The 10569-nt window shown below is 69.1% G+C and carries 12 protein-coding genes; 7 read left to right on the top strand and 5 right to left on the bottom strand.

Annotated features, from left to right (window positions below; translation table 11 throughout):
* The first annotated feature begins 133 nt into the window (after positions 1–133).
* A protein-coding gene (locus ACIQMX_RS42215; protein ID WP_402486990.1) for an IS5 family transposase occupies positions 134–954 on the top strand; the annotation gives its coding sequence in 2 pieces (ribosomal slippage) (positions 134–476 and positions 476–954; 822 coding nt in all).
* On the opposite strand, the gene ACIQMX_RS42210 is transcribed toward ACIQMX_RS42215, so the two are convergent.
* Complete coding sequence (locus ACIQMX_RS42210; protein WP_326667593.1) at positions 944–1300, bottom strand: hypothetical protein; 357 nt, start codon at positions 1298–1300, stop codon at positions 944–946. The genes ACIQMX_RS42215 and ACIQMX_RS42210 overlap by 11 nt on opposite strands.
* A gap of 235 nt (positions 1301–1535) precedes the next feature.
* On the opposite strand from ACIQMX_RS42210, the gene ACIQMX_RS42205 reads away from it, so the two are divergent.
* From ACIQMX_RS42205 to ACIQMX_RS42185, 5 genes are all read left to right on the top strand, one after another.
* Entirely contained in the window at positions 1536–2786 is a 1251-nt protein-coding gene (locus tag ACIQMX_RS42205; protein WP_402486986.1) for a hypothetical protein, read from the top strand.
* Between the two features lie 172 nt (positions 2787–2958).
* Complete coding sequence (locus ACIQMX_RS42200; protein ID WP_402486983.1) at positions 2959–3924, top strand: DNA-processing protein DprA; 966 nt, start codon at positions 2959–2961, stop codon at positions 3922–3924.
* 245 nt (positions 3925–4169) lie between these two features.
* Entirely contained in the window at positions 4170–4664 is a 495-nt protein-coding gene (locus ACIQMX_RS42195) for a ComF family protein (RefSeq protein ID WP_402486980.1), read from the top strand.
* Positions 4661–4906, top strand: a complete 246-nt coding sequence (locus tag ACIQMX_RS42190; RefSeq protein ID WP_402486977.1) for a hypothetical protein — start codon at positions 4661–4663, stop codon at positions 4904–4906. The genes ACIQMX_RS42195 and ACIQMX_RS42190 overlap by 4 nt, the downstream gene beginning before the upstream one ends.
* Positions 4903–5049: a hypothetical protein gene (locus ACIQMX_RS42185; RefSeq protein ID WP_402486975.1), complete on the top strand. Its 147-nt coding sequence runs from the start codon at positions 4903–4905 to the stop codon at positions 5047–5049. The genes ACIQMX_RS42190 and ACIQMX_RS42185 overlap by 4 nt, the downstream gene beginning before the upstream one ends.
* 823 nt (positions 5050–5872) lie before the next feature.
* Here ACIQMX_RS42185 and ACIQMX_RS42180 read toward each other — a convergent pair.
* A complete protein-coding gene (locus tag ACIQMX_RS42180; RefSeq protein ID WP_402486972.1) occupies positions 5873–6628 on the bottom strand; it encodes a hypothetical protein in 756 nt (251 codons plus the stop codon).
* 214 nt (positions 6629–6842) lie between these two features.
* Positions 6843–7478, bottom strand: coding sequence for a hypothetical protein (locus ACIQMX_RS42175; protein WP_402486971.1), 636 nt, complete (start codon positions 7476–7478; stop codon positions 6843–6845).
* Between the two features lie 386 nt (positions 7479–7864).
* Here ACIQMX_RS42175 and ACIQMX_RS42170 point away from each other — a divergent pair, with 386 nt between their 5' ends.
* Positions 7865–8308 carry a hypothetical protein gene (locus ACIQMX_RS42170; RefSeq protein WP_402486968.1) on the top strand — a complete coding sequence of 148 codons (444 nt, stop codon included), beginning with the start codon at positions 7865–7867 and terminating at the stop codon, positions 8306–8308.
* 486 nt (positions 8309–8794) lie between these two features.
* Here ACIQMX_RS42170 and ACIQMX_RS42165 read toward each other — a convergent pair whose 3' ends face one another.
* Both ACIQMX_RS42165 and ACIQMX_RS42160 read right to left on the bottom strand, forming a co-directional pair.
* Positions 8795–8977 (bottom strand): hypothetical protein, encoded by a 183-nt coding sequence (locus tag ACIQMX_RS42165; RefSeq protein ID WP_402486965.1) that lies wholly within the window; start codon positions 8975–8977, stop codon positions 8795–8797.
* A gap of 93 nt (positions 8978–9070) precedes the next feature.
* Positions 9071–9484, bottom strand: coding sequence for a hypothetical protein (locus tag ACIQMX_RS42160; protein ID WP_402486962.1), 414 nt, complete (start codon positions 9482–9484; stop codon positions 9071–9073).
* Between the last annotated feature and the right edge of the window lie 1085 nt (positions 9485–10569).

Genomic DNA, 10569 nt, shown 5'->3' with positions numbered 1-10569 from the left:
GCCACTTCCCTGGCGAATCACCGCTCAGGGGACTTCGCTTGACCGCTCAGAATCGCAGCCAAACACCTGATATGCGAACCAAACGCTCACTTAGACGTCGTTTCTTATGGCGTGCACGCTCGTTGGCCTGTGCATGACGGATCTGGTTGAGCGGCTGGTGCCGGATGAGTTGTGGGAGTTGTTCCAGCGAGTGGTGCCGCCCACGGAGGTGCGGCGTCCGCAGGGCGGGGGCCGACGTCGGGCCGGTGACCGTGAAGTTCTGGCTGCGGTCGTCTTCGTGGCCACTTCGGGGTGTACGTGGAGACAGCTCCCACCGGTGTTCGGGCCGGCCTGGCAGACGGTCTATCGGCGGTTCGCCCAGTGGAGCGCGGACCGGGTCTGGGCCCGGCTCCACCGCGTGGTCCTGGACGAGCTCGGGGCCCGGGGTGGGTTGGACTGGTCGCGGTGCGCGATCGACTCGGTCAGTGTCCGGGCGTCAAAAGGGGGCTTCTGACGGGACCGAATCCGACCGACCGTGGCAAGTTGGGATCGAAAATCCATCTGGTCACGGACCGGAACGGACTGCCACTGTCGCTGGGTATCTCCGGCGCCAACATGCACGACAGCCAGGGCCTGGAACCGCTCATCCGAGGCATCCCACCCATCCGCTCCCGCCGCGGCCCGCGCCGCAGGCGCCCCGCGAAGCTGCATGCGGACAAGGGCTACGACTACGACCACCTGCGGCGATGGCTCCGCGGACGCGGCATACGCCATCGCATCGCCCGGAGAGGCATCGAGTCCTCGCAACGGCTCGGCCGCCACCGATGGGTCGTCGAACGAACCGTTTCCTGGCTGTCCGGCTGCCGCCGCCTCCACCGCCGCTACGAACGAAAGCCCGAGCACTTCCTCGCCTTCGTCGGCATAGCCGCAGCCTTCATCTGCTATCGCCGATTGGCTGTCCCACTCACGGCCTGAGCCGGTTCTGCTGTACGTCGAAGCAGACCAGGTCCATGGACCCCGCCACGGCCGCCGCGTACGCGGACGCCTCCTCGGCCATGCTCCAGCGCATGGGGAAGTAGATCAGCGGACCACTGGCTTCGCGGATCAACGGCCCGGTTGACCAGGGCGAGGCGTCCTCCTCGTCCTCGGTGAGGTCGCACCACCGCTCAAGCAACGCAGCCACGTAGGTCGCTATGCGTTCGGAAGGAGGCTCTCCAACCTCGCTGTCGATGTAGCGGTCGTACAGGCCGCTGAAGATTCGGCCCGCGGTCTTGTCATCCGTCGGCCTCTCGCCTTCCCAGACAGCAAGGTCGTAGCTCATACCAGGAGACTCTCATGTCGCTCTGACAGCCATAAGAAACGACGTCTTACCACTGGAGTGGGTTTCTCAACGAAACTGAGGCGGGTGAGACGCCTGTGGTGGCAGCCTCCCGACTGCGCCGGACGGGCAGCTGCGGCGGGAGATGGAAGCAGGGATTCGTCGGTGCACGGCGGGACCGGCTGAGATCATGCCGGGAGGGTCAGTTCGTGATCAGGGCACGGCGGTAGGGGTGGGGATGGACGACACGAGCACGGTGCGCGCGGTCGCGATCGACTACAAGGCGCTCCTGCGGGGTCCTGGACGCGCCCACGAGGGGATCGCCGACTTCCTGCAGTGGCTCGACGAACGCGACATCGCCTTCGTGCTGCTCACGACCGACTCCCTCGACGCCGAAGTCACCCTGGCGGCTGCCGGGCTGCCGGCACCCGCTCTTCACCTGTGCCGCGACGACATCCCCGGCAAGCCGGCCCGGGGCAGCGGAGCCTGGCTGCTGACGGTCGCCGACCGCCTCAAGCTGCGCACAAATCAGTTGATCATGGTGGGGACCTCGGAGTGGGACTGGCGTACGGGCATCAACGCCGGCGTCGTGCACGTCCACGCCCGCTGGGCCAGCCACGTCCGCGACAACAGGGGCATGCTCACCCTGGCCGCCGACGAGCCGGCGGACGTCGGCGAGCTCCTGGAGCACTTCTTCCTGGACGAGCCGGCCTGGGCCTTCAGCCACGACGACCCCGCCCGCTCCTTCAAGATTCGGTCGCTGCTGCCGCCCAGCGTGCGCTTCCCCGCCGCCCCCGGCCGGACCTTCGAGCTCCAGGACGTCTTCACCCGCGCCCGCACCATCACCGTCGGCACCCAGGACGCCCGCGACATCCTGATGCTGCGCCTGCTGGCCTCCGCCTACCTCGACGGCACCCTGCCCCACCGCAGCCTCTTCTGCGTCTACCCCAGCAGCTCCCTCGGCAAGGTCAGCGAGCAACTCGCCGGCTTCCTCACCAAGGCCAAGGTCCTGGTCGGCTCCTACTACCGCGAGGACCTGCTCGAGCGCACCGCCCAGGCCCCAGACACCAGCCTGGAACGGTGGAGGAGGAGCCGGGGCGAGGCGAGCACAGCGGACATCTCGATCGGCGCCCAGGCCCGCACCGTCCGCATCAACCCCAAGTACAAGGGCAAGCTCAGGGGCAAAACCGTGGTCGTCTTCGACGACTTCACCACCGAAGGCAAGTCCATCGAGTGGGCCCGAACCCTGCTGACCAGCGCCAAGGCGGAACACGTCATCGCCTTGACCATCGGCAAGTACGGCAACTCCCGCCACACCGCCTACCAGCTGCGCCCCGGCACGACGATCGACCCCTTCCAGGTCAGCTACCACCTGGCCGCGGCGAACTTCGTGACGACGACCGTCACTGGCACCGCAGGCCCGGGCCCCGACAACAGCCTGAAGACCACGATGTCGCACTACATCGCCGCCGCGCGAGACGCCGGCTGACACCCCCGCCCCGGCGGACGGTGCGGCCCGGCGGCCGGGCAAGCTGAATCGGCGGCCCTCCAGCAGTGCCCTTCCCTCCCGCACCCGGACCGCGTACGCCATGATGGAAGTGGCCCGAGAACCCCGCTTCATCCTTCGAACATCCCGGGGCCACGAGTAGAAGGACACCCTGATGGACCTCGACATCACCGCCGAGCAGCACGATCTGCTGACCCTGTGCGCGCTGCGCACCGGCGACTCCAACCTGGACTGGAGCCTGCTCGCCCGTAGCGCCCAGAGCCCGGAGGGCCTGGCCGCGCTCCTGGACGGACAACTCCAAGAGGACTCACGCGCCGCGACGAAGAACCGTCCCCTGCTGCAGCAGGCCCTGGCCGCTGGACTGGATGACGCCCGTGCCCGCGTCGACGACGAGCTCACCGCGGCCGGTAAGGCCGGTGCCCGCCTGGTCACGGTCCTCGACAAGGACTACCCGGCCAACCTCAGGGTGATCGGCAACCTGCCGCCATTCCTCTTCTACCGCGGCGAACTCGAGGAGCGCGACGCCCGCTCCATCGCGATCGTCGGCACCCGCCAGGCATCCGAAGACGGTCTGCGCCGCGCGGCCCGGATGGCCCGCGAGCTCGGCGAGCACAACGTCGCGATCGCCAGCGGTCTCGCGAAAGGCATCGACGCAGCCGCCCACCAGGCCACCCTGACCGCCGGCGGCCGGACCTTCGCCGTCATGGGCACCGGCATCGCCGCACCGATCTACCCGGCCGAGAACCGTCCGCTCGCGAAGGCGATCCTCAGCGCTGGGGGAGCGCTTCTGAGCCAGTTCTGGCCCACGAGCCCACCGGCGAAGTACACCTTCCCCCGCCGCAACGTCGTCACGTCCGGCACCACGCTGGGCAGCGTCGTCATCGAGGCCTCGAGCACGTCAGGCGCGAAGATGCAGGCCCGCCTGGCCGCCGAACACGGCAAGTTCGTCTTCCTGATCCGCTCCCTCGCCGACACACAACCCTGGGCTGAGAAGATGCTGGAGGAGGGCCGGGCGATCCTGGTCGCCGCCTCCAGCGACATCACCGACCGCCTCGGCCAGGCAGCGGACATCCAGGCCGCCGGACAGCAGCGCCAGCAGCTCGCCCTGGCCGGCCTGTGACGGCAGGTCTCCCCAATCCAGCCGGCTTTCCCAACTGCCCGGTGTGCGCGTACCGCATCACCGGCACCGCCCGCCTGTGCTCCGACTGCGCGGGCCGCACCCTCCAGCCGGTCGCCGAGCCCCACTGCCCCGTCTGCTCCCAGGCCGTCGCGCCCGGCAGGCAGTGCAGTAATCGGGTGTGTGCGCTCCCGGAAGCCGAGCGGGGGTTCTCGCGCGTTGACGCGGTGGCCATGTACTCCGGAGCCTTGCGCGACAAGATCCACAAGCTGAAGTACGAGGGGAGGGCCGGCTGGGCGATGATTTTCGGCCGGCTTCTCATCGGTTGGATGGAAAGCCACCCCGACCAGACGCGGGGCGTCGACCATGTGGTCGGCAATGCCACCCACACCGGACGCAAGCCCATCCAACACATCGAGGCGATCATGGATGCGGCCTACACGGAGGACGTGACCAAGGCCTTCCCGCTGAGCCGGCCAGGCGCGCACCGGCTGGTGAAGCAGGCCGAGACGGCCCGGTCCGCGAACCGCACCCTGGACGAGAAGCGCGCGGCCGCCGCCGCACATGCAGCCGCCCTGACATGGACCGGAGGCACCGAAGACATCAAGGGCGCCACGATTCTCCTCATCGACGACGTCTTCACCAGCGGATCGCAGCTCCAGCATGTCGCGCTCCGACTCCGAGCAACCGGTGCTGCCGACGTCCGGGGGCTCGTCCTCGCACGAGTCCCCTGGAGCGCATGACCATGCTCGCAACGGCCGAACGCCCTCGTCGCGAAACCGCCCTCCGGTCAGTGGAGATCATTTGGCATCGGCCAGCCGACCCCGAGGGGTGCGACGGCGACTGCGACTACCACCAGATCGCCTGCGGCGAACCGGGCGTCAGCATGCCCGGCGGCATCCGCGACGTGCCCGAGAACCTCGAAGCGCCAGGGGAGCGCTGGTGCACCGCCTGCCTGACCGCCCCGAGCGGAGACGCGCCGTGACCCATGTGCCTGACCAGGCCCGACGCGAGCTGAGCGACAGCCTCCAGCTGCTGCGCCAGCTCGCCTTGGAGCCGGAGTGGTGCCATCCCACGTTCGCCGACCTGGTGCTGGAGCACGGCCACTGGAACGCGCCCTCCCGCTGACGTGCCACCGCACCCCCCCGCTGCCACATCGGGGCATCAGGGTTAGACGTGAGGCTTCTCGTGCTGATAGTAAGCGGATCGGAGCGCCGGAGAAGCACCGGCTGGGGAAAGGGTGGCCATGCCGAGTGGCGTAGAAAGCGGAGACGTCCCGGCTGGTGTGGTAGCCGCCGGGAAGCCGTCGGCGTCCAGACCCTCCCCCGCCCGTCCCTCCCCGCGGAACGAGCGCTCCTGAACTGGCTGGAGTCGAACCTCGCGCAAGAGAGCCGGCTGGACTACGACGGCACCGCAATGTGGAAGCACCGTTCAGTGTATGAACTCCTGGCCGCGTACGGCCGCTGGTTCCTTCCCGCCGCCCTCCCCGCCGCAGTCCGGGCACTCCCGGAGCGGGGGTGTTTCGCCAACGCGGCGGCGACCGAGTCGGAGCACGCGGGCCTGGTCTGCGTCGAGGGCCTCGCGCTCGGCGGCGCCAGCCCTCTACCGATACTCCACGCTTGGTGTGCGGACAGAGACGGCCACGTGATCGATCCGACCTGGTCGGAACTCGGAGGCAGCGCGTACCTGGGAATCACTCTGCCCCCGACCCTGAGACCGCGAGGGCCCCGTTACTGGGGCGTCCTGGAGGCCCCCACGTCCCTGTACCCACTGCTGAGCAGCGGTTTGTAGGCCAGCCCTGAACCTCAGGGACCTCGCTCCGGCTCGCTCGTCTCACCCGGCCGCCTTCGCGCCGGTCGCGCTCGCCTCCCGGCCGCCGGCCGGGGCGGCGGTGCTCCCGCATCGGCTTGACTCTCCGCCACACCGTCTGCGCGGGGTGCGAAGCCGTCCTTCAGGATGCTGTCGAGGGCGCCTCGGCCGCAGCCGGTGAATGATCTCGCAGGAGTGACCGAAGGCTGTCAGCGGTGTCGCAGAAATCCGCGAGGAATCGAAGCTGTGCCGTCACCCCCTGGTTGTTCACGCTGCTCGCCCTTGCATCGGCTGCATCGTGGACCCTCTCGTGCGCGTCCTCATCGCTCGCCTCGGGATGCGCGCCGTTGTTGTACTCTCGGGCCCCGCTCTCGTTGGCGGCGTCGTACACGGCCTCGTCGAGGTCGCCCGGCTTGATCCCGAACTCAGTTGCCAGCGCCTCGGCTTGCTGCTCGGAGATGACGGACTGGGGCTCACCGTCGGCCGGGGGTGTCACGTCGATGTGAAGGGCGCGCCGTGTAGCAGTCCTCCGGCTTTCCACCCGCCATACACGCCACCCGGCTGCCTGAAACGCGGACGCAACGGCGTCGAGAGCGTCATTCCGCGCGCGGCGTACGGTCCGGGTATCCCGCGTCCTCATACCCCGCTCGTCCTGAGCTCCGTCCATGAACCAGACCACTTCGAGTGTTCGGCCCGTTCCCGGCCATACGAACGCGCCCTGGGGCCCCTGCGCGCCATGCCAATTCCGGTAGAGCATCTTCCGGCCCGGGACCGTCGCGAGCGTCACGTGGGCCGCCCGCAGCACCGTCAGCGCGGCGACCACCGTGGGCTCTTGCGCGTGCTCCGGCACGCTTCCGACCCCGTCCGGCTCGACCTGATCGATCGGCTTCTCCGCCATGGGGGACGTCGTATTGTGCACCAAAATGGTCCTCTCTCAGCAGGGTGGCGGCGTCGGCCGTTACCCATAAGCCCACACGATCGTGAGCCGGAAATGCGTAGGGATTCGGAAGCTGGGTCAGTGCTGGCTCAGCCAGCCCCGCAAGCCCTTGTATTGACAGTCTGGGTGCCGGCATAACGCCGGGGGGCCGCCTGGGCAGGTCGTCCCCGCATTGTCAGCTGGTCTTCTCGATATGGGCATAGATGACAGTCCCAGGTGCGTCGCGGTCGAAGTCCCGCTCCCCGGTGTGGTGAGTGAACTGGTAGGTGCCCGCGGGCACTTCTACTACGTTATCCGACCACCCCAGAGTGGCGGGGTTACCTCCACGCCTCTTCCAGTCGTCGTAATCTGCAATCGAGTAGGCCCAAAGATCGGTGCAGATGTTTGCAATGCAGTCGGACTCGGGCAGCGACGGCTTCTCATCGTCGTCGTAGTCGTACTCCGGAGATGCAATGATGTAGCTGTCATCTCCTGTTCGGTATAGACCGGGGCAAGTGTTTCCCACCGGACCGTAAGCACAGCCAATTTCTGCCATTGCCTTAATATATTGCGCTTGACCGACGATGCTGTTGTAGCTGGCGAGCTCGGCTCGCGCGACGGCATAGATGGGACGCAAGTCGTCGGTGACGATGATCTTCCCAGAAGGGACCTCAAGGGTGACTATCGATGTGATGCCGCTGGCGGGCTGACAAGGCGTGTCGACATAAACCGCGTCGTCCGCGATCCGGGGTACAAAATATTGGCCGCAGTAGCTGCACTCGAAGAGGTGGTCTCGGAGCATCGGGGGCCATGACGGATCATCGAACTCCATCACCCGCACTTCGTCTGAGCGATGGATCATGTGCCCGTTGGGCTTCAAGGGCAAGGTCTTCGAGGGCGCAGCGGGCCGTTCTAGTGTGGGGTCCTCTCGGCATCCGCAAGTGGCGCTCAGCTCGGGAGTGCACAGGAGGGGTGCCGACGTACGTCTATCATACGTTCATAAATCCAATTAAGCAAGTTCAACTTGTCGTTGACCGTACGGCGACGCACTTGATCGGTTTTGTTGGCTGACTGAACGCGGCGGGACGGAGCCGTGGCTACGCGCACTTGAGCACTGTGGTCTCCTACTTGCGCGCTTCCCATAACGCCCATCGACCAGACGGAGTTCGAGTGTCCTCCCTTCCTGACCGCGAGCGTTCAGTGGCTCTGCTACCGGCCATGGCACGTGCCCTGGGCCGGATCCGTTACCTCACCAAAGATCTACCCGACATCGCCGACGTGTTCGACACCATGGATCAAGCCATCGCACACGACCTCGCCATACCCGTTGAGGAGGTCCCGGAGGTGACTGGAACCGCCGAGTTCCTCAGCGAGGGCGAGCGTGCGTTGGACGCGCTCTTATCCCGAGCACTGCTGGTACCTCCGGAGGGCCCGACGGCCGGGCTGCCCGAGGGTGACCTCGATCAGGCAATGGAACACGACTTTCAGACTTCGTGGTTGAAGGTTGCCGGGTCCCTCGCTGACGGTGAGCTGAACCACGCCACCTTGGTGCTCCAGCACACGCCTTACTCGACCCTCGCGCGCATCGAGTCCGGACTCGCCCAGTGGGCGTACTGCCTGGAGGCGGCAAAGTTCCGACGGGATCCGCCGGAGCGCACCTGATGTCGTCGTCTCGCCGAGCCGCTGCCGCGCCCGGGTCTCAACCGCGCCACACCGCGCCCCGCCCGCCGCTCCCAGCGCCCGCTCCGCCGCGCCCACGCCCGCGCCCGCGCCGCGCCCCGCCCGCCGCGCCCAGTGCCCGCGCCGCCGCAGCGACACCGCGCCCGCGCTCGGCGCCGCCGCACCCCGTCCACCGCCTGCCCGGCGCCGCCTCCCGCTCCCTGTCCGCCGCCTGCCCGTCCGCCCGCTACCTCCCCGGCCGGCTGCCCCCGTCGGCCTGCACGACGCTCGCGCGTATCGAGAAGGCACTGGCGAGCTGGGCATACTGCCTGGAGGCGGCGAAGTTCCGACGAGATCCGCCGGAGCGCACCTGACGCCCGCTCGGCCGTGTGGCTGTTCGGGGAGTTGGTGCTTGTGACTGTCCGGCCGCGCCGCGCGTCGCAGTCGGTGCGGGGCCCGTGTGTGCTCTGTTGTTCGCCGTCTGAGGACTTAGTTGGGTTCTGTGGTCTGGTGGAGCGCGTCGAGGCGCCAGGTGCGGGATTCGAGGCGCTTGATCTTCCGTCGGTGGGCGCGGCGGCTGCGGCGGCGGCGCTCCCCGCGGGGTCGGGGCCCGACGAGATGGTCCATCTCGTCGCGGCGGTGACTGAAGGGCCTGTAGTCCAGGACTGCCATGGGACGCCGCCTTTCGCGTTGAAGTCGGGTTGTGTCAGACGGGGAGGGCGATGACTGCGGCGGCCTCGCCGGGCTGGGCGAATCGGGTCTTGGTCATGCGGATTCTTCCTCCTCGGCGAGTTCGGCCAGTTGGGCCGCCAGTTGGTTGACGTGGATGTAGATCAGCGCCTCGCTCTTGCCGTGGGGGTTCAGGTAGGGCTGCCCGTCGACCTGGAAGTGCTCGAGAGCCTCGTGGACGGCCTCGTTGATCGCCATGGAGAGGCAGTGGCCGAGCCAGTGCTGCTCGGTCGGCTCCTCAAGCGTCTGGCCGTTCATGCAGAACTCGGGGGTCTGCTGCCATTCGCCAGCCTGCACCGCGCCGTCCTTGAAGGCGTCGGGGATGGCCGGGCCCAGGAGTTCGGTGGCGAGGAAACCGCGCGACTGGCTGGTCTTGCCGAATGTCAACCGGTGCGAGACTCGAGCCTTGGCCTTCTCGAAGACGGCCTCCTGTGCGGGACTGAGGTCCATGGCTTTCTCTCACCGTCGATGTCAGAGGTGTTCAACCTCTCCGTGCCAACAACGCCAACGCTACCATAGTAAATCCAATTATGCAATCTAGGGAGTGGGTGGCCCGGCCTCCGCCGGTACAGGACTGGAGTCTGCGACGGCGTTGTCCGCCCGGTGTCGCTTGGGCCGCATCCTCCGCCGTCAGACCCCAACTGCTCCCAGGAGGTAGCGTGGTGGCTGCGGACCGCAGCTGCTCGCCTTCCGCCTGGCCCCTGGCGACAGGGGACGCTGTTCGGGACGGCCTCGCGGCTCGCGCCCGGCCGCCGTCACCCGGCCGCCCCGCCGCTCGTCGCGCTGTCCCGCGTCGCCGCCGCGCACCCGCCGCCGCCCACACCCCCGGCCGCCCCGCCACACCCTCCGGCCTCCGCCGCCTGCCCGGAGCCCGCCGACCTGCCACCGCTGGTCCACCCACCGCCTGTCCGCCGCCCGCCCGGGTCCGCCGCGCCGGTCCGGCCCGCGCCACCCCGGCCGCCGCACCCGGGCCTCCGCCGTCCCCGCGCCTCGCGTCCCGGCCCACTCCGCGTCCGGCGCAGCCCGGCCGTCACCGGCCCCGGCCCGCCGCCCGGCCCGCCGCCCGGCCCGCCGCCCGCGGCCGGTCTCCGTCGCCCGCGGCCGGTCTCCGTCGCCCGCGGCCAGCCGACCCGTACGGGGCCGGACCGCCGCCGCCGGGGCCGGACCGTCACCGCCGGGTCCGGGCGCGCCCGCTGCTGCGCGCAGGGCCCGCCAGCCACCGCCGTGCGCCCCACGCCCCCCGGCCACCCCGGCGGAAAACCCGTACATTGTTCGCATTTTTGGGGCGGCCCCGGCCGGGTGGACGCCGCCCGGCCGCCGGTACCCGCTACCCATCGCCCGCGCCCTCCGGCCGGCCGCCCGTCGCCCCGCACGCCAGCCGCATGGTGGCTGGAGCCGCCCGGCCGCCCCCGCCGTGCTGGCTCCGCTGCCTCCAGCCGTCGCCCGCGCCCTCCGACCGCCCGCCGACCCATCGCGCCCACCGCCCGTACGGCGCCGCCCGCCGGCCGCACCCACCCGGGCCCGGTCGAGCAGGT

Origin of the sequence: Streptomyces sp. NPDC091416 (genome assembly GCF_044756845.1) — a bacterium.
Lineage (GTDB): Bacteria > Actinomycetota > Actinomycetes > Streptomycetales > Streptomycetaceae > Streptomyces.
This window is presented reverse-complemented; position numbering and strand designations above follow the sequence as displayed.